Here is a 22,585-nt window from a genome sequence, read left to right as displayed (position 1 = left end):
GGTGGATCTGGACCGCTTCCTGCGTTCGCGCCGAGTACGAACGCGATGACCGTGACCGTGACCGTGACAGTGACAGGGACTTCACGCGCGACGCATTCGCCGCCTCGGTGGGCGGGCGCCTCTGAAGACACATGCGGGGCAAGAACCCGCTTGCAATACCCCACAAAGGAACGCCGCCCCGGTCGGTTGCCGGCGCGGCGTTATGCGTGGGGAGGGCGGTGGGGCGACCCTCAGGCGGCCTTGGCCAGCCCGTCCTGGCGGCCCGGGCGGCCTTCCTTCAGGGTGACCAGTTCCTCGGCGCTGGTCGGGTGCAGCGGGATGGTCAGGTCCAGGTCGCGCTTGGTTGCGCCCATGCGCACGGCCACCGCAAAGCCCTGCAGCATCTCGTCGACGTTGACACCGATCATGTGGATGCCAACGACCTTTTCGTCGTCCCCGGCGCAGACCAGCTTCATCGCCACCGGCGGCACCTCGCCCTCGGCGAAGGCACGGTTCAGCCCGCCGAACTGGGTCTCGTAGACGCGCACGGAGTCGCCGTGCTGCTCGACTGCCTGCGGCTCGGTCAGGCCGACCATGCCCGCGGTCGGGTGGGTGAAGGTGACTGTGGGGATCTGGTCGTAGTCCACCGGCACCGGGTTGCTCTCCGGGGCATACCAGTGGTCGGCAAGGCGGCGGCCGGCGGCAATCGCGACCGGGGTCAGCGGGCCCTTGCCGATAATGTCGCCCACGGCATAGATGCCGTCGACGTTGGTGGCCTGCCATTCGTCCACCGGGATGGTGCCGTCGCGGGCGATTTCGACGCCGGCCTCTTCCAGGCCCATGTCCTGGGTGGCCGGCTTGCGACCGACGGCCCACAGCACCTTCTCGTACGGCCCAAGTTCCTTGCCGCCATCCAGTTTGACGGTGACTGCGCCGGGCTTGCCGCCCAGGCCCGCGGCCTTCATGCCCAGATGGCGGCGGATGCCCTGGTGCTCCATATGCTGGTCCAGCGCCTGCGAGATCATCGGGTCGGCCATCTCCAACACGCGGTCCTCCATCGCGACCACGTCGGTCTTCACGCCCATGGAGCGCAGCATGCCGGCCATTTCCAGGCCGATGTAGCCTCCGCCGATGACGGCGATGGATTCCGGCAGCTCGGTCCACTCGAAGAAGTCGTCGGAGGTTGCGCCCAGCTCGGCGCCCTCCAGCGGCGGCACGAGCGGCGCGCCACCCATGGCCAGCACGATGCGTTCGGCGGTGTATTCGGCGCCGCTCTCGCTGACCACCTTGTTCTTGTCGGCCAGACGGGCGCGCTCCGGGATGTGGGTGACACCCATCTTCTCCAGCTGACCGGACCAGTACTGATTCAGGTCCTTCAGCATCGCCTGGCGCTTGTTTGCCAGGTCGGCGTAGCGGATGCCCTTGACCTCGACGTCCACACCGAACTCGCCGGCCTCGCGGGCGTGCGACAGGTGCTCCGCCGCGTACCAGGTGAGCTTCTTCGGCACGCAGCCCTCGTTTACGCAGGTGCCGCCCAGCGGCTGGGGGTCGAACACGGCGACGCGGGCGCCGTGCGGGGCGGCACGTTCCGCAACGGCCAGCCCGCCGCTACCGCCGCCGATCACGATGATGTCGTAGTGTTCCATGTCGATTCCTCGAAGGGTTTGGTAAAAGTTTCGCACAACGACCGTGGCGTGCACGGTCGTCAGGGTTTGCCATCCGTGTCCGGACGTCCGGGTGTGTCGGCGTCCGGACACGGATGGCCACCCGGTGATTCGGATGGCCATCCGGGGCGGGCCATGGACCCGCCCCGGGTGGTGGTGACGGACTTACGCCGCCTTTTTCTCGCGGGAGATCCACGCCTGCAGATCTTCCGCGCCGCCGATGCGCTGACCCCCGACAAATACCTGCGGCACGGTCATTGCGCCGGTGGCGGCACGCAGGCTGCGCAGGCTGGCGTCGCGGCCCAGCACGATCTCTTCGTAGTCGAGACCGGCCTTGTCCAGCATTTCCTTGGCGCTGGCGCAGTACGGGCAGCCCGGCTTGGTGAAGACGACCACGTCGTCGGGGCAGGCCGCATCCGGGGCGACGTGGGCGAGCATGGTGTCGGCGTCGGAGACCACGAAGGGGTCACCCGGCTCGTCCGGTTCGATGAACTGCTTCTCGATCACACCGTCGCGCACCAGCATCGAATAGCGCCAGGAGCGGTGGCCAAAGCCGAGGTCGCTCTTGTCGACCAGCATGCCCATCTGTTCGGTGAACTCGCCGTTGCCGTCGGCGATGAAGGTCACGCGGTCGGCCTGTTGGTCGGCCTGCCAGGCTTCCATCACGAAGCCGTCATTGACCGAGATGCAGACGATCTCGTCGATGCCGTGCTTCTTGAGCACCGGCGCCAGCTCGTTGTAGCGCGGTACGTGGGCAGACGAGCAGGTCGGGGTGAACGCGCCCGGCAGGGCGAAGACGACCACGTTGCGACCCTTGAACAGGTCGTCCGTGCGCACGTCATTCCAGTCGTTGTCCTTGCGGCAGCGGAAGGTGACTTCCGGGACGCGCTGACCTTCGCGATTTTCGAGTTCCATGTTTCGTACTCCTGTTTGGGTGTTAAATGCAGTAGACCAGAAAGAGGATTTTGGTTCGGTCGAGCCGATGCCCGACTACGAGAACCAAGATAAGGGCTGGCCTCTCATTGATCCAGTTTTCGTTATCTATGCGATTGTTAGTTTCTGGCTATCGGCAGTTCCGGCCCTTCGTGGCGTCTTAAGGTTGACGCGTTCGCCGGAAATGCGGAAGCTTGCCGCCCGGATTCGGAAAGCCCGAATCGCGGTCCGCGTTATGGTGGTCCGTATCAGTCCCCTCGCGACGACAGGTTGTGAACCCCGCCAGGCCCGGAAGGGAGCAACGGTAGCAACTGCGTCGGGCGCCGGGGTGTGGCGGGTGCGGGCCACCACCCTTTTCCTTGCGGCCCAGATTCCTGCGGTGATTGCCCCGCACCCGGGCACGCAACAGACTCCACTGACGGGGGAGGCATGAGTCACCAGGTTCTAGCCCGCAAGTGGCGTCCCTCGCGCTTCGAGGACCTGGTCGGGCAGCCGCATGTGGTGCGCGCCCTGGCCAATGCCCTGAGTGGCGAACGTCTGCACCACGCCTACCTGTTTGCCGGTACCCGTGGGGTGGGCAAGACCTCCATTGCCCGGATTCTTGCGCGCTGTCTCAACTGCGAGACCGGCGTGACGGCCACGCCCTGCGGCGAGTGCCGTTCCTGCGTTGAGATCGCGGAGGGTCGCCACCTCGACTTGATCGAAGTGGATGCCGCCTCGCGCACTCGGGTGGACGACACCCGCGAGCTTCTGGACAACGTCTCCTATGCCCCGACCACCGGGCGCTTCAAGGTGTACCTGATCGACGAGGTACACATGCTCTCGGAGAAGAGCTTCAACGCCTTGTTGAAGACACTGGAGGAGCCGCCGGAACACGTGAAGTTCCTGCTGGCGACGACCGATCCGCAGAAGCTGCCGGTCACCGTGCTGTCGCGCTGCCTGCAGTTCAACCTGAAGCCGATGCCGCCGGCGATGATCGCCGAGCACTTGACCCGGATCCTGGCCGCCGAAGGCGTCGAGGCCGAGCCGGGTGCACTGCTGCGTCTGGGCGAGGCGGCCGAGGGCTCGATGCGCGATGCCCTGAGTCTGACCGACCAGGCGATTGCCTATGGCGGCGACCGCCTGAGCGAATCCGACGCCTGCGACATGCTTGGATTGCTCCCGCGCACGCGACTGGCCGCGCTGCTGGATGCAGTGTTTGCCGGGGACGGCCCGGCCCTGCTGGCGGGCCTGGCGGAGCTGGAGACGCTGGGACCCGACTGGTCGCGCCTGCTGGACGAGCTCGCCGCGCTGGTGCATCAGGTGGCGGTGCAGCAGGTGGCCGGTGCCACACCGGCGGCGGGCGAGGAGGCGCTGGTCTGGGCACACGAGGCCGCCGGCCGGGTCGACCCGGAAACCATTCAGCTGGCCTATCAGATCCTGATCCACGGGGTGCGTGATCTGCCCTACGCGCCGGACGCGCGCATGGGCGTGGAGATGACCCTGCTGCGCCTGCTGGCCTTTCGCCCGGAGCCAGCCCCGGGGTCTGGGGAGGACGAGGGCCAGGCCGAACGGCGGCCGGCCGCGGCGCGCGGGGAAGCGGCTGCGCCGCGTGCCGCGCCCTCCCGTAATGCCGCGCCCGCGGCGCGACCCGCTGCAGTCGAACCGGCCGAGCCGAAATCGGCCGCGCAGGCGGCCTCGCGCACCGGGGAAAACTCGCCGCCGCCCCGCGAGAGGGTGAGCGAGCCGCCACCTCCGCGGGAGGCATCCACGCCGCAGGCGCATCCCGGTGAGTCCACGCACCACGAGGCACCGCCGCGACAGGCCACGCAGGCGGCATCTTCGACTGCGGAACCGGTCGCACCCGCAGTGGCCGCGGACGGGATGTTCGACTGGCATCGTTTTGCCGAGGGTCTGCCCATGGGGACCGTGCGCGAACTCGCCCTGCACGCGGAGCTGCGCAAGCATGACCAGGAGTGCGTGGTGATTGCGGTAACCCCGGGTATGTTGTGTACCGACCGGGCCAAGACCCGCCTGAAGGAAGCGCTGGAGAAGACGCTGGGCCACTCGCTCCGCCTGGAGATCGTCAACCAGTCCGAACCGTCGGAGACGACGCCCGCGGCGCGGCTTGCGGCCGCCTCGGCAGAGCGTCAGGCTAGCGCCGAGACGACCATGCGCGAGGACCCGGTGGTTCAGGCCCTGGGTCAGGAATTTGGCGCCGAACTGGGCGCGGTGCGCATTCGCGAAACAAACGAAGACAACTCCGCGGGCGACGCGTCGTCGGCCCCGCGCTAACCCGTCGAATACGGACAAACCCGCCGTTGTGCGGGGCAGGAGATCGAACCGATGATGAAAGGTGGCATGGGTGGCCTGATGAAGCAGGCCCAGAAGATGCAGGAAGACATGCAGAAGGTGCAGGCCGAGCTGGCCGAGATGGAGATCGAGGGCCAGGCCGGCGGCGGGCTGGTCAGCGTGGTGTTGACCGGCAAGTACGCCGCGCGCCGCGTGAAGATCGATCCCAGCCTGTTCGACGATGATCGCGACATGCTCGAAGACCTGGTGGCCGCCGCGATCAACGACGCGGTGCAGAAGGTCGAGTCCACCACGCAGGAGCGCATGGGAAACCTGACCGAGGGCATGGGCCTGCCGGCCGGCATGAAGCTACCGTTCTGAGCCGGCGGAGCGGGCGCGCCTGATGGAAGCGGAACTGGACGAGCTGGTCCAGGCGCTGCGCTGCCTCCCCGGGGTCGGGGCGAAGTCGGCGCGGCGCATGGCGCTGCACTTGCTGGAGCGCGACCGTGAGGGCGCGCGGCGCTTGTCGCGGGCGGTGGACGAGGCCGTGGCGCGCATCGGGCATTGCTCGGTGTGCCGCACGCTGACCTCGGCCGAGACCTGTTCGCGCTGTGCGGACCCGGAGCGCGATTCGCGGGTGGTTTGCGTGGTAGAGAGTCCCGGCGACGTGCTGGCGATCGAGTCGGCCACGGATTTCGGCGGTCGGTTTCACGTTTTGCTGGGACGGCTGTCGCCGCTGGACGGGATTGGCCCGGAGGAGCTCGGGCTCGACCGACTGGAGGCCCGTTTGCAGGCGGAGGGCGTGGAGGAGCTGATCCTGGCCACGAACACGTCGGTAGAGGGCGAGGTGACCGCGCATTATCTGGCGGAGATGGCCGCACGTCACGGGATTCGTACCACGCGAATCGCCCAGGGTATCCCCAGCGGCGGCGAGCTGGAGTACATCGATGCCGGCACCCTGGCGCATGCACTTTCGGGTCGGCGCGAATATTGATGCGTGGTAATATTTTGATACAGGAGTGGCGGCATGACGGATTGCGTGTTTTGCAAGATCGTGGCGGGCGAGATCCCGGCCCGAGTGGTGTTCGAGGACGATGCGGTGCTGGCCTTCGAGGATCTGAACCCGCAGGCGCCCGAACATGTGCTGGTGATCCCGAAAACGCACATTGCCACGCTGAACGATTTGAGTGCTGCGGAGGCCCCGGTGATCGGGCAGATGGCCCGGGCCGCGGCGGAGATCGCACGCGATCGCGGATTTGCGGAGAAGGGTTATCGAGCCGTGATGAATTGCAACGACCACGGTGGGCAAACGGTCTACCATATACACATGCATGTCCTCGCTGGGCGTGCACTGAGTTGGCCCCCCGGCTAGCGACCAGGAACGACAACACGGATTACTGGTGTGACGCGACAAGGATCGAACGGTGCAGCCCTGAAGCGGCCGCAGGCACAATGCCTGCGGCCGCTTCGTGCGCGCTCGGCCCGGTTCGTCGTTTCGCTGGTGGTTGCGGGTCTCGCACTGGGCACGGGCGCTGCCAGCGCCTCCGACCGTTACTCGCTGGTTGCGTCACCCCAGGCCCAGGGGATCGGTGGGGCGGGGGTGACGTTGCGCGACGAGCCGGAAACCGGTCGCGACAGTGAATCGCGCTACCGCCTGTCGGTGCGCAGTACCGGCGATGCCTCGGCCCTGGATGACGCCGACAATGCCTTTGGCGGGACACGCCTGTTCGAGGCGGTGGGTGGCTATCACCAGGAACTGGGTGGGGGCTTCGGGTACGGCCTGAATCTTGGGGTGGGCATGGAGACGCGTCCGGACTGGAACGAACTCGGGCCGGCCGGTGAGTCCACCGCGTACTTCACCGATTTCAGCTTCGGTCCGACCTTCGTCTCCGGGCGTTTCGATAGCCAGTTCCGGGTGGGTGTACGCCAGCCCCTGTCCAGCGAGGATCGTGATCTGGGCTTTGGCTACGGTGATCGCAGACGCGAGACGGGCCGCACCGCCGGTTACCTGAGTCTGGATGGCCGCCTGCGCCTGCAGAACCAGTCCGAGCTGTCCCTGAGCCTGTACTACGACGACTATTCGCTGAACTCGACGGATAACTGGCTGGCCGATCGCCTTGAGTTCGAAGGCGTGAGCCGCGAGCCGGCCTCCTCGGTCATCGGCGTCGAGATGGGTTTTACCTTCTGATCCCGGCCCCCGCCGCGACACCTGCCACACGTTCCGCCGCGACTCTCGCTGCACGCCACCGTGCGGCCTCCCCTTCCTGTTAATCGCTATATAACCCGTGGTTTTCTTCGGGCCTGCGTGCGCTTCGTGGTCGAAAAGTTACCCGCGAGCGCGGTTCTGGGCGGGGATCTCGGCGGCGAGGGCGTGCCAGGCCTGCAGGCGTGGAGCGGGGAGTTCTCCGGCCTCGATCGCGGTCAGTACCGCGCAGCCGGGCTCGCTCTGGTGGCGGCAGTCGCGGAAGCGGCAGTGATCGCCAAGCTCCGCGATGTCCGGGAAGCCGCGTTGCAGGGTGTCCAGAGACGGGATCTCGGGGGTGAAGTCTCGCACGCCGGGCGAGTCGATCCAGGCGCCGCCGTTGGCCAGTGGAAACCACTGGGCGGTGACCGTGGTGTGGCGTCCCTCGCCGGATGCGGCCAGGTCGCCAGTGGTTGGCGCGATCGCGTCGACGATCCCGTACTGATCGAGCAGGGCGGCGACCAGCGAGGACTTTCCGACGCCGGACTGTCCGACCAGAATGTTGGTCTGGCCGGCCGCAGCCGCGGCCAGGTCGTCCAGCCCGAACCCGCTTTTGGCGCTGACGAATAGCGGATCCAGGTCCAGCTGACGGTAGGCGTCCAGCCACTCGGGCCGGGCCGCGGGCCCCTCGTCCTGCTTGTTGATCAGCAGCCGGGGGCGGGCGGGCAGGTTGAGGATCGCAACCAGAAAGCGGTCGATCAGGTTGCGCGAGGGTGCCGGTTCCGGCGCGATCACAATCCACACGCAGTCGATATTGGCCGCGATGACCTTGCGCCGGCCGAAGCCGTCGCGGCGCACGAGCACGTTGTTGCGATCCAGCTGGCGGGCCACTTCGTCGCCAGTGGCATCCAGCTCGACCAGGTCGCCGCAGGCGAGGTCGCGAAAGCGGCGGTGCAGGCGCAACCGACGCGGGGGCTCGTCGGCCCCCGCGATGTCGGCCATCTGGTTGTGGCGGGCGAAGACCCGGGCGATCTGCGTCAAGCTCGTACTCTGCCGTGGCGGCTAGGGGAACACTGATTAATGTACACGTTCGCGCTCGAGTCGCTTTTGCGTGCGAACAAGGCGCGGTGACTGCCGTGCAGCGTTCTGCACAAGGGAGCCGCAACGCCGTGCGCGCGCAAAAGTGGCCGAGACCCTTCATTCGATAGCTTGTGGGGTTGGTCCCCCAGGTTCCCCGATCCTGCGTTGCGCCCCTTGCCGGTAGAACCACTACCGGCTGCGGACCGCGCCTTGTCTCGGAAAACCTGGGGGACCAACGCGAACGTGTACATTGATCAGTGTTTCCCTAGGGTTAGTCGAACAGGGCATCGACGCGTGCGGCACAGATAAAGTCGTTCTCGCTCAGCCCGCCGATGGCATGGGTCGAGTACTCCACTGCACAGCGGTTGAAGCCGACCGCCATGTCGGGGTGGTGATCCTCGGCATGCGCGATCCAGGCGACGGCGTTCACGAACGCCATGGTCTCGTGGAAGTTCTTGAACTTGAAGCTGCGCTGGATGCTCTTGCCGGTCTCGTCGATACCCCAGGCATCGTGCAGCTGTCCCAGGGCGCGCTGGGCATCTTCCCGTGGCATCGGGTTGGTGAAGCCTTCGCAGGACTGGCAGTGCTTGGTCTTCAAATCAGTCATCGAACTGGTAGTACTCCGCGTTGAGGTAGGCGACCACGGCATTGATCTCGTCGTCGAACCAGTTGGTGCCGAGGTTGACGTTGCAGTTGTTGACCTGGGCCACTAGTTCGTCGTGCGAGCCGACCATGCGGTTCGAGCGGGTGTAGAGGTCGGAGCCGTCGCCTCCGACCATGTCAGCGTGACAGCTGATGCAGTTGTCGCTGTGCAGCTCCTGTCCTACGCGGATGTCGTCGGCCAGCGCGATGCTCGCGCCGCCCAGGCTTAGGGCTAGCGCGGCAGTGCTAGCGGTAATGCGTGTGTTGGTGTGTCGCATTGTTCCCTCCATATCACGGGGGTCGGGGTCCGGGGCCACAGGCCTCGCAACCATGATGATAGACTCCTGCGGCATATGAAAGGGCCGTGGTCGTCACACGACGGCCTCCCCGCGAAGGAGTACGCGAAATGGCCGTGAACGCCGAAAACCTGATCTGGATCGATCTCGAGATGACCGGTCTGGAGCCGCAAACCGACCGGATCCTGGAGGTGGCGACCATCGTCACCGACAAGGATTTGAATATCCTGGCCGAGGGGCCGGTCATCGCCCTGTATCAGCCCGCCGAGGTGCTGGAGGGGATGGATGAATGGAACCAGCGCACCCATGGAACATCGGGGCTGATCGAACGGGTGCGCAACAGCTCGTCGGACAGTCGCGATGCGGAGCAGGCGACCCTGGAGTTCCTGGCGCAGTATGTGCCGAAGGGGGCCTCGCCGATGTGCGGCAATTCCATCTGTCAGGACCGGCGCTTTATGGCGCGCCTGATGCCGGAGTTGGAGCAATACTTCCATTACCGGAATCTGGATGTCTCCACGCTGAAGGAGCTGGCGCGACGCTGGGCGCCGGACGTGATCGCGCAGTTGCGCAAGAATGCGTCCCACCAGGCAATGCAGGATATCCGCGACTCCATCGACGAACTGCGCCTGTACCGCGAACGCTTCATCCGGCTCCCGCCGGCGTCGCAGAACTAGCCTCCCGTCCTTCCAGGCGCCATGGCGCACTTGGGGTGTGTGTGCTGTGCTCGCCCTGGCTGGGTCCCGTTCGACATCTGGTGTTTCTGGTGGCCTCTGTACGGCGCCGATCCCAGAAGGCTGGTCCCGGTTCATCGTCCGGTATTTACGGCGGCTTCGGTCCGCCGCCTGCCAGGCGCTCTCTCGCGAGCGCACCGCGAGGTACTTCTTTGCTCGTGCAAAGAAGTACCCAAGAAACACGCCCGACTGCCGCGACCCCGGCCCGCTGCGCGGCCCGGGGTTTCCCTCGCTCCGAGGCTTTTCGCGGGCGGCGCTGAACTCGCTACGCTGCGCTTCGCTCAGACATCCAGCCCCTTGAATCCCGCGAAAAGCCTCTCCACTCGGCGCGACGACAACGGGGAGGTAGGTCCAAACAACGGCTATCCCAGCGATATAGCTAGTGGATGATGGCTAGGCTTTCGGACATCTTCGGCACGCTCGGCCTGCGGCCATGGCGTGCCGCACCCGCGAAGCTGGTGCCGGGGGGCGTAGGATGTGATGAGCGAAGCGAATCGCATCAGGGTTTCGCACGGCGTGGGGGATGGTGCGTTTCGCTGCGCTCAACCGCACCCTACGGGATGCCGCCTGTTTTGACCTTCCCCTCCCGTATGGAGCCCCTCGCGGAAGGCGTGATGGGCCGGCCAGTTAGAAATAGACACGGGGCGCTGGATGTCTGAGCAAAGCGCAGCGCAGCGAGTTCAGCGCCGCCGGCCCGAGGGCCCTGGAGCAAGGTTCCCGGGCGGAATCCGGGGGCCCTTCTTTGGGTACTTTCTTGGGCAAGCAAGAAAGTACCTCGCGGTGCGTTGGCGAGACAGCGCATGGCAGGCGGTCGGACGAAGGCACCGTAAACTCCGAAGGAAGAACCAGGCCCGCCCCCAGACGGTGAGCAATGCCCCGTAATCGCCGGGATCGCAACACGAGAGCCGCGGGCTAGTCGAGGCGGAGGGAATAGTCGATGGCGTGGAGGTGCTTGGTCAGGGCGCCGACCGAGATGTAGTTCACACCGGTGGCCGCGATGGCCGCCAGGGTATCCGGCGTGACCCCGCCGGAGGCCTCGGAGATCGCGCGTCCGCGGATGTGTTGCACGGCGGTGGCCAGGTCGTCCAGCGACAGCTCGTCGAGCATGATCACGTCGGCTCCGGCGGCCAGAGCCTGATCGACCTCGTCGAGGTTCTCCGTCTCCACCTCGACCCAGCGTCCGGCACCCAGGGCGCGGGCACGCTCCACCGCGGCGGCGATGGAGCCGCAGGCGGCGATGTGGTTTTCCTTGATCAGCACGGCGTCCCACAGGGCGAGGCGATGGTTGTGGCCACCGCCGCAGCGCACGGCGTACTTTTGCCCGTGACGCAGGCCCGGCAGGGTCTTGCGGGTATCGAGGATGCGACTGTCCGTGCCGTCCAGGCGCGCGACCCAGCGGGCGGTCTCGGTGGCCGTGCCGGAGAGGGTCTGCAGCAGGTTCAGCGCTGCGCGCTCGGCGGCCAGTACGGCCCGGGCAGGGCCTTCCAGGGTGGCGATCACGCGCGGTTCGTCGCCCACGTCCACGCGGGTGCCTTCGGCCACCTGCCAGTCGATCCGGGTCTCCGGCGCGAGGCGGGCGAATACGCGGTCGAACCAGGCCTGGCCGCAGACGATCGCGTTCTCTTTCAGCAGCAGCGTGGCGCGCGCGACGCGTTCGGCCGGGACCAGGGCGGCGGTCAGGTCGCCGTCCAGGCCGTCGGGGCCCAGGTCCTCGGCGAGGGCGGCTTCGACCTCGCGTACCAGCAAGGCGGCATCCGGGCGCGCGGGGCCCTGTGCGAACGGGTCGGCCGGACCGCCCGCGACGGCGTGCTTATCCCTCATGGCGATCCGGCATCGGGCGGTAGGCCACGTAGTCGTCGCGCAGCTTCTTGACCAGGCCGGCCAGCAGGATCAGCGCGATCAGGTTGGGTGCCGCCATTGCGATGTTGGCGATGTCGGAGAAGTTCCAGACCACGCCCAGCGGGATGGTGGCGCCAATCACGATCAGGATGACGAACACGATGCGATAGGGAATTACCGCGCGTTCGCCGAACAGGAAGTAGGCCGAGCGGTCGCCGTAGTAGGACCAGGCGATCATGGTGGAGAAGGCGAACAGCATCAGGCTGATCCCGACCACCATGGCGCCGAACGGCCCCAGCGCGGAGCTGAAGGCGGTGGCGGTCAGCGACGCGCCGACCACGTCGTCGGCGCGGTCGATGTAGGCGCCGGTGACGACGATGGCCAGGCCGGTCAGGGTGCAGACCACGATGGTGTCGATGAATGGCTCGAGCATGGCCACCGAGCCCTCGCGCGGCGGATCGCCGTTCTTGGCCGCGGCGTGCGCCATGGCCGAGGAGCCGAGGCCCGCCTCGTTGGAGAACATGCCGCGCGCTACGCCGTACTGGATGGCCAGGCCGATAGCGCCGCCGCCGGCCGCCCAGGGGTTGAGCGCGAGGTTCAGGATGGTGCCGATCGCGGCCGGCACGGCCTCGATGTTGGCGGCAATCACCACGAAGGCGCCCAGCATGTAGATCACGGCCATGAACGGGACGATGGTCGAGGCGATCATCGCGATGCGCTTGACGCCGCCGATGATCACCAGCGCCACGAGCACGGCCATGGTCACGCCGATGATCAGGGCCATCCAGCCCATGATGTCGTCGTCGGCGCGCAGGTCCGGCACGATGAAGGTCAGGCCATCGACCACCGAGTTGGCCTGCACCATGTTGCCGATGCCGAACGAGGCGATCAGGGTGAAGGCGGCGAACAGGATCGCCAGCTTCTTCATCTTGAGGCCGTGGAGCAGGGTGAACATCGGTCCGCCGGCGATGCTGCCGTCCGGGGCGATCTCGCGGTAGCGCACGGCCAGGGTGGTCTCGGCGAATTTGGTGGCCATGCCGAAGAAGGCGGTGACCCACATCCAGAACAGCGCCCCGGGGCCGCCCAGCGCGATGGCCGTGGCGACCCCGGCGATGTTCCCCGTACCGATGGTGCCGGACAGCGCGGTGGACAGCGCCTGGAACGGCGAGATCTGCCCGGTGCCGCCGCCGCGCCCGTCGGTACCGCGCAGGGCGCGCCAGCCCTCGCGGAAGGCGACGACCTGAACCAGACCCAGGCGAATGGTGAGGTAGAGTCCGGTGCCCAGCAGCAGGATCAGGGTGATCGGGTTGCCCCAAAGCAGGCCGGCGGTGTCGCCGAGGAACTGGTCGATGGTGTCGAGCATCGGTGGGTCCTTGTGGTCCGGGATGGGCCGGTGCGGCGGTCGCCGAAAATCCTACCTCGCGTGGCAGATGTTTACGATAGGTTATGCGCAACAGGGCGATAGGATTTTCCTGCGGAACGTCGCGGCGTTCACCGTATCCATGAGTAACCGGGGCCTCCCCGCCATACACTCAACGACGTTCAAGGACCGAGCATGAGTGAGCCCTCCCAAGCGACATCCGAGGAAGACCACGGCAAGCCGGTGCCCCCCATCTTTCTGGTCGGGTCGCTGATCGCGCTGGCGGCCTTTATCTGGCTCGTCAGCCTGCTTTGGCCCGTACTGGAGGACCGGATTGCCGATCTGAGCACGCTGCAGATCGGGCTGCTGGCGAGCTTCATCGCCGGTCTGATGACCGCGGTCGGGGCGCTCCCGATCTTCTTCCTGCGCCGCATCAGCCAGTCGGTCGAGGACGCGATGATGGGCTTTGGTGCCGGGGTGATGCTCTCGGCCACGGCCTTCGAGCTGGTGCTGCCCTCGGTGGAGCAGGCGGAGGCGCAGTACGGCGGCGTGGGCATGGCCATCGTGGTGCTGGCGGTGGGCATCGGGCTGGGCGGAGGCGCGCTGCTGGCGCTACACAAGCTGGTGCCGCACGAGCATTTCTTCATTGGCCCCCAAAGTGGAGCCGACCCGCAGAAAATCCGCCGCGTTTGGCTGTTCATCTTCGCCATCGCTTTGCACAACCTGCCGGAAGGCCTGGCGGTGGGGGTCGGCTTCGGCGGCGATGACGTAAGCGACGGGATTGCGCTGGCCATTGGGATCGGGCTGCAGAACATGCCGGAGGGGCTGGTGGTCGCCATCGCCCTGCTGTCGCTGGGCTACAGCAAGTGGGCAGCATTCGGGGTGACCCTGCTGACCGGTCTGGTGCAACCGATCGGTGGCCTGATCGGGGCCGGTGCCATCACGCTGATGGAGTTCCTGCTCCCCTGGGGGCTGGCTTTCGCGGCCGGGGCGATGCTGTTCGTGATCAGCCACGAGATCATCCCCGAGTCGCACCGCAAGGGCCACGAGGCCCAGGCCACGGTCGGCGTGCTGGTCGGCTTCGTGGTGCTGCTCGCGATCGACATGGCGTTGTAGGGGCACGGCACAGTGGCAACGAGTGGCACCGTCATTGCGAGGAGCCGAAGGCGACGCGGCACAAAAGCGCGCAGCGCGTTGAACGGCCGCAGGCCGGCCCGAAGGGCGAGCGCAGCGAGTAACCTCCGGAAGCTGGCAGTGCGGTGGAATCAGCATCCGGTGGTTTCGGACGGAGGTTGCTTCGTCGCTGCGCTCCTCGCAATGGCGGTGCTTTTTGGATGCGTGAGGGGGCAGGTGAGGGGGCAGGCCGGGGCCCCCGAATAGTGGCGCGGCGCGTCGGGGCTTTCGCTGCGGGGGTGTTTTGGTCTACAATTAAGTCCGTCTGTGGGTGCTCGAGAATGCCCGCACACCGTTCTGGAAGAGATCTGCGATCGCAAGTCGATTGGCAGACGCCGAAGGCGCAACATCCGCCCGGAATCGCTCAGGCTACAGGACCGGAACGGTGCAGGAGACACACTCTGGAGAGCGGCCGGAAACGGCCCACCGAAGGGGGCGGTCACGCAGTCCGACAACGGGCTGACGTGACGCAAACTCTCAGGTTTCAGGACAGAGGGGCGGCTGGCAGATTTATTCTGCCGGCCGCCCCTTTTTTTATGCCCGGAGCGCGGCGGCCGGGCCACGCGGTTCCACCGGCGGATGCCGGCGAGCCGACCACGACACGCAAGCAAGGCGAGAATTACATGACGACGTTGAAGACAACTCCGCTCCATGCCGCGCATCAGCGCGCGGGGGCCAAGCTGGTCGATTTCGCCGGTTGGGAGATGCCGCTGCATTACGGCTCCCAGATGGAGGAGCACAAGCGGGTGCGCGATTCCGCCGGCATGTTCGATGTCTCGCACATGCAGGTCGTGGATATCCACGGCCCGCAGGCCCAGGCCTTCCTGCGCTACTTGTTGGCCAACGACGTGGCCAAGCTGAAGACCGAGGGCCGGGCGCTGTACAGCTGCATGCTGAACGAGGCCGGCGGCGTGATCGACGACCTGATCATCTACTGGACCGGTGGCGATACGTACCGCGCGGTGGTCAATGCCGCGACGGCCGAGGGCGACATCGCCCATATGCAGACGGTGGTTCAGGGCTTCAACGCCCGCGTCGAGCCGCGCCCGGAGTTCGCGTTGATCGCGATCCAGGGCCCGCAGGCGGTGGAGAAGACCCTGCCGCTGCTGCCCGCCGATCTGCGCAGTGCCGGGGATCTCAAGCCGTTTTCCGCGGTCTGGAATAACAAGTGGTTTGTCGCCCGCACCGGCTACACCGGCGAAGACGGCTTCGAGGTGATGCTGCCGGCGGAGGAGGCCGACGGTCTCTGGGAGAAGCTGAAGGACGTCGGCGTGCACCCCATCGGCCTCGGCGCGCGCGACACCCTGCGCCTGGAGGCCGGCATGAACCTCTACGGTACGGACATGGACGACCAGACGAATCCGCTGACCGCCAACCTCGGCTGGACCATCGCCCTGAAGGATGCCGAGCGTGATTTCATCGGACGCGCGCCCATCGAGCAGTCGAAGGCCGAGGGCGTGAAAGAACGCATGGTCGGGCTGGTGCTGGACGGTCGCGGTGTGCTGCGTGGCGGCACCCGCATCGAGACCGAGGCCGGAGACGGCGTGGTCACCTCCGGCAGTTTTTCGCCCAGCCTCGGCGTGTCGGTCGCGTTTGCGCGCATCCCGGCCGGGGTCGAGGCCGAGCAGCTGCACGCGGACATCCGCGGACGCAAGCTGCCGGTGCGCGTGGTCAAGCCGGTATTCGTCCGCAATGGCGAGCCGCAGATCGAGCTTCCGGGCGCCGGATAATGCACATTTCCAGTACGCAGTGACTACACTGCGGCTGCGGGTTCAATCGAGATAAGGAAGACGTCATGAGCGAAGCACCGAAGGATCTGAAGTACACCAAAAGCCACGAGTGGGTGCGCAGCGAGGCCGACGGCAGCGTGACCGTGGGCATCACCGACCACGCGCAGGAACTGCTGGGTGATCTGGTGTTTGTCGAGGCCCCGGAAGCGGGCAGCAACATCGATGCCGGCACGGCCTGCGCCACGGTGGAGTCGGTCAAGGCCGCCTCGGATATCTATGCGCCGATCTCCGGTGAGGTGACCGCGGTCAACGAGGACCTGGCCGACAGCCCCGAGAAGGTCAACGAGTCGCCCTTCGAGGACGGCTGGCTGTTCAAGGTGAAGCCGTCCGACGCCGGCCAGATGGATGCCCTGATGGATGCGGATGCCTATGCCGCGCACGTCGAGGCGGAATCCTGAGCGTAGCCGTGTATCACCGGTCCCGGCCGCGTCTGGCCGGGACCCAACCGAACTTCGCCGCAATCGGCGAAAGCGAGACCTGACATGCCGTTTATCCCGCATACCGAAGAAGACATCCGCGCCATGCTCGACCGCATCGGTGCCGATTCCGTCGAGGACCTGTTCGACGAGATCCCGGCCGATCTGCGTGCGCCGCCGCTTACGGGGATCCCCGAGGGCGAGAGCGAGATGGGTATCACCCGCTTGATGCAGGAGCGGGCCGCGAAAGACGGCATGCCATCGAATTTCATCGGGGCCGGTGCCTACGAGCACCACATCCCGGCCGCCGTGTGGCAGATCGCCACGCGCGGCGAGTTCTACAGTGCCTACACGCCGTACCAGGCGGAGGCCAGCCAGGGCACGCTGCAGCTGATCTACGAATACCAGACGATGATCAGCCGCCTGACCGGGATGGAGGTCTCCAACGCCTCGCTGTATGACGGCGCCTCCGCCCTGGCCGAGGCCGTGCTGATGGCGGTGCGCGTGAATCGCCGCTCCAAGGCCAAGCGCGTGCTGCTGCCGGGGGCGTTGCACCCGGATTACCGCAAGGTGGTGAAGACGCTAATCGGCAACCAGGGCATCGAGCTGGTGGAGCTGCCGTTTGACGAGACCACCGGCCAGACCCCGCTGGACGCCTTGGCACCGTATGCGGATGACGACGTCACCGCCATGGTGATCAGCCAGCCGAATTTCTTCGGCATTTTGGAAGACGTGGATGGCCTGACCGGCTGGGCCGAGGAACGCGGCATCCCGGTCATTGCCGTGGTGAACCCGGTCTCGCTGGCGCTGTTGAAGCCGCCGGGCGAGTGGGGCACCAATGGTGTGGACATCGTGGTTGGCGAGGGCCAGCCGCTGGGTGCGCCGTTGTCCTCGGGCGGGCCCTACTTCGGCTTCATGACCACGCTGAAGAAGCATATCCGGCAAATGCCGGGGCGCATCGTCGGCCGCGCCGAGGATGCCGACGGCAAGCCCGGTTTCGTGCTGACCCTGCAGGCGCGCGAGCAGCATATCCGCCGCTCCAAGGCGACCTCGAACATCTGCACCAACCAGGGCCTGGTGGTGACGGCCGCGACCATCCACATGTCGCTACTGGGTGACGAGGGCCTGACCCGCGTGGCCGAGGCCTGCTACGCCAATACCCACGCGCTGGTGGAAAAACTGGCCGCCAAGGGCATCAAGCCGCGCTTTACCGGCGAGTACTTCCACGAAGTCGCGCTGGACTTCGGCGGCGATGCCGCGACCCGCGTGCAGACGATGGCCGACGCCGGCGTGCTGGCGGGCCTCGAGCTGAGCCGGGACTATCCGCAGCTGGATGGCTGCGTGCTGGTCTGCGCCACCGAGACCAAGACCGAATCCGACCTGGAGCAGTACGTGGCCACGTGGGAGCAGGCCGCCTGAGGCGGTCCCGTTCCCAGGGTCAACGACACCACGCGCCAACAACACCATGCCGGGAGGCAACCATGGCCGAAATCAAGCTGCAAGGTAATCCGATCAATACCAACGGCGATCTGCCGCACGTGGGCTCACCGGCCCCGGACTTCAAACTGACCAACAAGGATCTGCAGGACGTCTCGCTGGCCGACTTCGGCGACAAGCGCAAGCTGATCTCTATCGTGCCCAGCCTGGACACCCCGGTCTGTGCCGACTCCACGAAGAAGTTCGACGAGATGCTCGCCAGCCGTCCGGATCTCGAGATCCTGATTGTGTCCGCCGACCTGCCGTTCGCGATGGGCCGCTTCTGCGCCGCCGAGAACCTGGAACGCGTGACCGTGCTGTCGATGATGCGCGATCGTAACTTCGCCAAGGACTACGGCGTGCTGATCCAGGACGGCCCGCTGGCCGGGATCACCGCGCGCGGCGTGGTCGTGCTGGATTCCGACAACCTGGTGATGCACGCCCAGCTGGTCTCCGAGATCGGCGACGAGCCGGACTACGACGCCGCGTTCGCGGCATTGGATGATCGGGCCAACCTGAGCCCGACCCAGTAATCGGCCGGAGTCCCTCCGCGCCGCCGGTGGCCGGGCCTGTGCCCGGTCGCCGTCACCCGAACACGCAAGCGAGAAACCGCTATGAGCACCACTGAAGCCAATCTGATCTTCGAACGTTCCCGCGCCGGGCGCTCGGCCGTGGCCCAGGCGCCGCGCGACCACGCCGCGACTCATATCCCGGCGAACCTGCAGCGCAAGTCCGCCCCGGGTCTGCCGGCGGCCTCGGAACTGGACGTGGTGCGGCACTACACGCGGTTGTCGCAGAAGAACTTCTCCATCGATACCGAGTTCTACCCGCTGGGCTCGTGCACGATGAAGTACAACCCGCGCGCCTGTAACAGTCTGGCGATGCTTCCCGGGTTCCTGAACCGGCATCCGCTGGCCCCGGCCAGCCACAGCCAGGGCTTCCTGCAGACGATGTTCGAGCTGCAGGAGATGCTGAAGGAAGTCACCGGCATGAAGGCCGTGTCGCTGGCGCCGATGGCCGGCGCCCAGGGCGAGTACACCGGTGTCGCCATGATCCGTGCCTACCATGATGCCCGGGGCGACACCGAGCGCCGCGAGATCATCGTTCCGGACGCCGCCCACGGCACCAACCCGGCGACCGCGATCATGTGTGGCTACGAGGTGCGCGAGATCCCCACTGACGAGACCGGTGACGTGGATATCGAGGCCCTGAAGGCCGCCGTGGGCCCGCAAACCGCGGGGATCATGCTGACCAACCCGTCCACCGTGGGCGTGTTCGAGCGGCGGATCAAGCAGATCGCCGGCATCGTCCACGAGGCCGGTGGCCTGTTGTACTACGACGGCGCCAACCTGAACGCGATCCTCGGCAAGGTGCGCCCGGGCGACATGGGCTTCGACGTGATCCACATGAACCTGCACAAGACCTTCTCCACGCCGCACGGCGGGGGTGGTCCGGGCTCCGGCGCGGTGGGCGTCGCCGAACGGCTGTTGCCGTTCATGCCGATCCCGCACGTGATCGAAGCGGAGCAGGGTGGCTACCGCTTTGCCGAGGAGTCCGATCGCCCGCAGAGCATCGGACGTCTGTCCGCGTTCGCCGGGAATGCCGGCGTGCTGCTGCGGGCCTATATCTACATGCGCATGCTGGGCCGCGAGGGCATGGTGCGGGTCTCCGAGTTCTCGACCCTGAACGCCAACTACCTGGCGCGCGAGCTGGCCGCGGCCGGTTTCGATCTGGCCTACCCCCAGCGCCGTGCCACCCACGAGTTCATCGTGACCATGAAGAAGCAGGCCAAGGAACGCGGGCTGACGGCCGGCGATGTGGCCAAGCGCCTGCTCGACCACGGTTACCACGCGCCGACCACCTACTTCCCGCTGCTGGTGCCGGAGTGCCTGCTGGTGGAGCCGACCGAGACCGAGTCGAAGGAGACTCTGGACGGCTTCGTCGAGGCGATGGCCTGCATCCTGGCCGAGTCCGAGAACGACATGGAAACGATCAAGAGTGCCCCGCACACGCTGCCCAACCGACGCTTCAACGAGGTGGCCGCGGCCAAGGCGCTGGATGTCGTATTCCAGCCCGTGCAGGACGGGGACGACAGCGCGCCGCGCACTGGCACGCACGGCTAAGGCCGGTTGGAACGCGCGAGAAGCCTTGTCTCCCGGTGAAGCGCCCCCGCACGTCGGGGGCGTTTTCGTTCTGCGGCGCAGTAAACGCGGTTTTGTGGGGTTAAGCGGAAACCTGACTAGCTATCTGGTAGTTTTTTGGAATCAGTCTACTAATCCATCGCCAGGCCCGAGGGCAGCAGGCACGCTGAGCGTGTCTACGACGAAATCTCCATACAACGGAGAGACGCAGACGGGCAAGGAACCCAATGAGCGAGATTTGCGCCATCCACGGTTATGCCGCGCTGTTCGAGCACGCGCCGGTGGGGCTAGCCGAGATGGATCCCGACGGGCGCATCCTGCGCGCCAATCCTAGCCTGGGGGCGCTGCTGGCCTGTGATCCGGCGGATCTGACCGATGCGATCCTGCAAGACCACGTCTACCCGGAGGACCGGGAGCGCTGCGAGGCCCAGCGTCACGCCCTGCAGAACGGGGATTGCAGCAACGGCAGCTTCGAGGCGCGACTGCTGGATGCCACCGGCCAGACGTGCTGGGTCGAACTGACCACCAGCCGGATCCCGGCCACCGAGGATTGCCCCGAGGCCCTGCTGGTTGCGGTCGCCGATATCGCCGCGCGCAAGGAGGCCGAGCAGCGCACCGAGATCCTTCTTGGCGCCAGCCCCGCGGTGATCTACACGATGGATCCGTCGAACTTCGGGACCATGACCTGGCTCAGCCGCAACGTGCGGACGGTCACTGGCTGGACGCCGGAGCAGATCACTGGTCAGGCGGACTGGCTGCGGACCCATCTGGCCCCAGAGGACTTTCGTCGCTGTTCCGGTCAGGTCAAGCGCTGGCTCGCCGAGGGCGCGCGTGGCTTCTGCCGCCTGAACTACCGCCTGCGCATGCCCAATGGGCACTGGCAGTGGCTGGAGGACCAGGTCAGCACGATCCGGGATGAACAGGGTGCTGTGGTCGAACTGATTGGTGCCTACCAGGATGTCGGCGCGAGGGTGGAGACCGAGCGCCATTTGGAGAAGATCGCGCATAACCTGCCGGGGGTGATCTACCAGTATCGGCAATACCCGGATGGCCATGCCGCGTTCCCGTATGCCAGCGAGGGCATGGCTGATATCTATGGCGTGACGCCCGAGGCGGTGATGCGCGATGCCCGGTGTGTGTTCGAGGTAATCCATCCGGAAGACGTGGACCGGGTTACGGCGAGCATCGAGGCCTCCATGCGCCGCCTGGAATCGTGGCGCCAGCGCTATCGCGTGCGCCACCCCGAGCGCGGCGAGGTCTGGGTGGAGGGGCACGCCAGCCCTGAGGCACTGGAGGATGGCAGTGTGCTCTGGCACGGCGTGATCCTGGACATCACCGAACGTGTGCAGGCCGAGGAGGCGCTCCATCAGCGCGAACGCGAACTGGCCGAGGCCCAGCGTATCGCGCATATCGGTAACTGGGTGTCGGATTTTGTCCGCAACGAGGTGCGCTGGTCGGACGAGGTGTTTCGGATTTTCGGGACGTCCCGTGGTGAATGGGGCGGGACGCACGAGGCCTTTATGCATGCAATGCATCCGGACGATCGAGAACGGGTCCAGGCCGAGGTGGATGCCTCGCTGGGCGGCGGCGGGGCGTTCGATACCGTGCACCGCGTGCTGCGCCCGGACGGTCAGGAGCGCGTGGTGCACGAACGCGGCTATGTGGAGTTCGATGCCGCTGGCCGCGCCCTGCGGATGATCGGCACCGTCCAGGACATCACCGAACGCCATCATCTGGAGCAGGAGCAGCGTCTGCTGGCAGCGACCTTCGACAGCAGTCAGGCGATCTTCATCACCGACGTCGAGGGTACGATCCAGCGCGTCAATGCGACCTTTGCCGAACTCACGGGGTTCACCGAGGAAGACGTCGTAGGTCAGAACCCGCGCATCATGAATTCGGGCCGACAGGGCCGCGGCTTCTACGAGGAGATGTTCCAGTCCGTGCGTGAACACGGCCACTGGTCCGGCGAGGTGTGGAACCGGCGCAAGGATGGCCAGATCTTCCCCCTGCACGAGATCGTGACCGCGATCCGTGATTCCAACGGGGCGATCGAGTACTACATCGCCATGTTCCACGACATCTCGCGGCAGAAAGAGCTCGAGGCTGCGCTGGAATATCAGGCTTTCTACGACACGCTGACCGATGCCGCCAATCGGGGCCATTTCGAGGCCTTGCTGGAGCAGGAGGCCCGGCGGGCGGAGCGCTATGCGGACTCCTGCTCGCTGGTGATGCTGGACCTGGACCACTTCAAGCGGATCAACGACACCCATGGCCACGACATCGGGGACGAGGTCCTGCGCCGGGTGGTGGCGGCGGCCGGCGAACGCCTGCGCCAGTCCGATGTGCTGGGCCGCTGGGGCGGCGAGGAATTCATGGTCATGCTGCCCAGTACCGGCGCCGAAGATGCCTGCTGCCTGGCCGAGGACCTGCGCCGGCAGGTGGCCGCGCTGGATCTGCCCCGGGTCGGGCAGGTGACGATCAGTCTGGGCGTGGCGGAGTGCCGTCGCGGCGAGGCGATCAAGGACTGGATCAAGCGTGCGGACGATGCGATGTACCGGGCCAAGCACTCGGGGCGCAATCGCGTGGTATGGCAGGATTGAAGATGCTGGTGA

The 22,585-nt window shown here is 66.5% G+C and carries 21 protein-coding genes, 1 other RNA gene and 2 riboswitches; of the genes, 15 read left to right on the top strand and 7 right to left on the bottom strand.

Annotation, left to right across the window (positions count from 1 at the left end; genetic code table 11):
- Positions 1-230: 230 nt before the first annotated feature.
- Both gorA and D578_RS0104110 read right to left on the bottom strand, forming a co-directional pair.
- Complete coding sequence (gene gorA, locus D578_RS0104115) at positions 231-1,625, bottom strand: glutathione-disulfide reductase (protein ID WP_018948708.1); 1,395 nt, start codon at positions 1,623-1,625, stop codon at positions 231-233.
- Positions 1,626-1,808: 183 nt separating this feature from the next.
- On the bottom strand, positions 1,809-2,558 hold the full coding sequence (locus D578_RS0104110; RefSeq protein ID WP_018948707.1) for a glutathione peroxidase: 750 nt from the start codon (positions 2,556-2,558) through the stop codon (positions 1,809-1,811).
- Between the two features lie 264 nt (positions 2,559-2,822).
- Here D578_RS0104110 and ffs point away from each other — a divergent pair.
- The 6 genes from ffs (at position 2,823) to D578_RS0104085 (ending at position 7,035) form a co-directional block, all read left to right on the top strand.
- An RNA gene (gene ffs / locus D578_RS15300) (signal recognition particle sRNA small type) lies at positions 2,823-2,919 on the top strand.
- A gap of 86 nt (positions 2,920-3,005) precedes the next feature.
- On the top strand, positions 3,006-4,850 hold the full coding sequence (gene dnaX, locus D578_RS0104105) for a DNA polymerase III subunit gamma/tau (protein WP_018948706.1): 1,845 nt from the start codon (positions 3,006-3,008) through the stop codon (positions 4,848-4,850).
- 51 nt (positions 4,851-4,901) lie between these two features.
- Positions 4,902-5,228, top strand: coding sequence for a YbaB/EbfC family nucleoid-associated protein (locus D578_RS0104100; protein WP_018948705.1), 327 nt, complete (start codon positions 4,902-4,904; stop codon positions 5,226-5,228).
- A 22-nt stretch (positions 5,229-5,250) separates the two neighbouring features.
- Complete coding sequence (gene recR / locus D578_RS0104095) at positions 5,251-5,841, top strand: recombination mediator RecR (RefSeq protein WP_018146145.1); 591 nt, start codon at positions 5,251-5,253, stop codon at positions 5,839-5,841.
- A 33-nt stretch (positions 5,842-5,874) separates the two neighbouring features.
- Positions 5,875-6,219: a histidine triad nucleotide-binding protein gene (locus D578_RS0104090; protein WP_018948704.1), complete on the top strand. Its 345-nt coding sequence runs from the start codon at positions 5,875-5,877 to the stop codon at positions 6,217-6,219.
- Positions 6,220-6,249: 30 nt separating this feature from the next.
- The gene (locus D578_RS0104085; RefSeq protein WP_018948703.1) at positions 6,250-7,035 is read left to right on the top strand and encodes a hypothetical protein; all 786 of its coding nucleotides are present in this window, start codon (positions 6,250-6,252) and stop codon (positions 7,033-7,035) included.
- A 138-nt stretch (positions 7,036-7,173) separates the two neighbouring features.
- Here D578_RS0104085 and rsgA read toward each other — a convergent pair whose 3' ends face one another.
- The 3 genes from rsgA to D578_RS0104070 form a co-directional block, all read right to left on the bottom strand.
- On the bottom strand, positions 7,174-8,070 hold the full coding sequence (gene rsgA / locus D578_RS0104080; RefSeq protein WP_018948702.1) for a ribosome small subunit-dependent GTPase A: 897 nt from the start codon (positions 8,068-8,070) through the stop codon (positions 7,174-7,176).
- Between the two features lie 310 nt (positions 8,071-8,380).
- The gene (locus tag D578_RS0104075; RefSeq protein ID WP_018948701.1) at positions 8,381-8,716 is read right to left on the bottom strand and encodes a 4a-hydroxytetrahydrobiopterin dehydratase; all 336 of its coding nucleotides are present in this window, start codon (positions 8,714-8,716) and stop codon (positions 8,381-8,383) included.
- Positions 8,709-9,029 (bottom strand): cytochrome c, encoded by a 321-nt coding sequence (locus tag D578_RS0104070; protein WP_018948700.1) that lies wholly within the window; start codon positions 9,027-9,029, stop codon positions 8,709-8,711. The genes D578_RS0104075 and D578_RS0104070 overlap by 8 nt, the downstream gene beginning before the upstream one ends.
- Positions 9,030-9,157: 128 nt before the next feature.
- On the opposite strand from D578_RS0104070, the gene orn reads away from it, so the two are divergent.
- Both orn and D578_RS16115 read left to right on the top strand, forming a co-directional pair.
- A complete protein-coding gene (orn, locus tag D578_RS0104065) occupies positions 9,158-9,721 on the top strand; it encodes an oligoribonuclease (RefSeq protein WP_018948699.1) in 564 nt (187 codons plus the stop codon).
- 443 nt (positions 9,722-10,164) lie between these two features.
- Positions 10,165-10,437 carry a hypothetical protein gene (locus D578_RS16115; protein WP_081617322.1) on the top strand — a complete coding sequence of 91 codons (273 nt, stop codon included), beginning with the start codon at positions 10,165-10,167 and terminating at the stop codon, positions 10,435-10,437.
- A 253-nt stretch (positions 10,438-10,690) separates the two neighbouring features.
- Here the strand turns inward: D578_RS16115 and nadC are convergent, their stop codons facing one another.
- Both nadC and D578_RS0104055 read right to left on the bottom strand, forming a co-directional pair.
- A complete protein-coding gene (gene nadC / locus D578_RS0104060) occupies positions 10,691-11,599 on the bottom strand; it encodes a carboxylating nicotinate-nucleotide diphosphorylase (RefSeq protein ID WP_018948698.1) in 909 nt (302 codons plus the stop codon).
- Positions 11,589-12,980 carry a sodium:alanine symporter family protein gene (locus D578_RS0104055; RefSeq protein ID WP_018948697.1) on the bottom strand — a complete coding sequence of 464 codons (1,392 nt, stop codon included), beginning with the start codon at positions 12,978-12,980 and terminating at the stop codon, positions 11,589-11,591. Before D578_RS0104055 ends, nadC begins: the two co-directional genes overlap by 11 nt.
- 192 nt (positions 12,981-13,172) lie before the next feature.
- Between D578_RS0104055 and D578_RS0104050 the strand changes: the two genes are divergently transcribed.
- The 7 genes from D578_RS0104050 to D578_RS0104020 all read left to right on the top strand — a co-directional run bounded on the left by D578_RS0104050 (position 13,173) and on the right by D578_RS0104020 (position 22,573).
- Positions 13,173-14,093 (top strand): ZIP family metal transporter, encoded by a 921-nt coding sequence (locus D578_RS0104050; protein ID WP_018948696.1) that lies wholly within the window; start codon positions 13,173-13,175, stop codon positions 14,091-14,093.
- A gap of 345 nt (positions 14,094-14,438) precedes the next feature.
- Positions 14,439-14,540, top strand: a riboswitch (glycine riboswitch).
- 1 nt (position 14,541) lies between these two features.
- Positions 14,542-14,653, top strand: a riboswitch (glycine riboswitch).
- A 120-nt stretch (positions 14,654-14,773) separates the two neighbouring features.
- Positions 14,774-15,880 carry a glycine cleavage system aminomethyltransferase GcvT gene (gene gcvT / locus D578_RS0104045; RefSeq protein ID WP_018948695.1) on the top strand — a complete coding sequence of 369 codons (1,107 nt, stop codon included), beginning with the start codon at positions 14,774-14,776 and terminating at the stop codon, positions 15,878-15,880.
- Between the two features lie 65 nt (positions 15,881-15,945).
- A complete protein-coding gene (gene gcvH, locus D578_RS0104040) occupies positions 15,946-16,338 on the top strand; it encodes a glycine cleavage system protein GcvH (RefSeq protein WP_018948694.1) in 393 nt (130 codons plus the stop codon).
- Positions 16,339-16,422: 84 nt separating this feature from the next.
- A complete protein-coding gene (gene gcvPA / locus D578_RS0104035; RefSeq protein WP_018948693.1) occupies positions 16,423-17,775 on the top strand; it encodes an aminomethyl-transferring glycine dehydrogenase subunit GcvPA in 1,353 nt (450 codons plus the stop codon).
- A 62-nt stretch (positions 17,776-17,837) separates the two neighbouring features.
- Positions 17,838-18,365: a thiol peroxidase gene (tpx, locus tag D578_RS0104030; protein ID WP_018948692.1), complete on the top strand. Its 528-nt coding sequence runs from the start codon at positions 17,838-17,840 to the stop codon at positions 18,363-18,365.
- Positions 18,366-18,446: 81 nt separating this feature from the next.
- Positions 18,447-19,955: an aminomethyl-transferring glycine dehydrogenase subunit GcvPB gene (gene gcvPB, locus D578_RS0104025; RefSeq protein WP_018948691.1), complete on the top strand. Its 1,509-nt coding sequence runs from the start codon at positions 18,447-18,449 to the stop codon at positions 19,953-19,955.
- Positions 19,956-20,200: 245 nt separating this feature from the next.
- Positions 20,201-22,573, top strand: coding sequence for a sensor domain-containing diguanylate cyclase (locus D578_RS0104020; protein ID WP_018948690.1), 2,373 nt, complete (start codon positions 20,201-20,203; stop codon positions 22,571-22,573).
- Positions 22,574-22,585: the final 12 nt, after the last annotated feature.

It is taken from the genome of Thioalkalivibrio sp. ALMg11 (genome assembly GCF_000377905.1).
GTDB lineage: Bacteria > Pseudomonadota > Gammaproteobacteria > Ectothiorhodospirales > Ectothiorhodospiraceae > Thioalkalivibrio.
The sequence above is the reverse complement of the archived record's forward strand: the minus strand, read 5'-3'. Positions and strand labels throughout refer to the sequence as shown.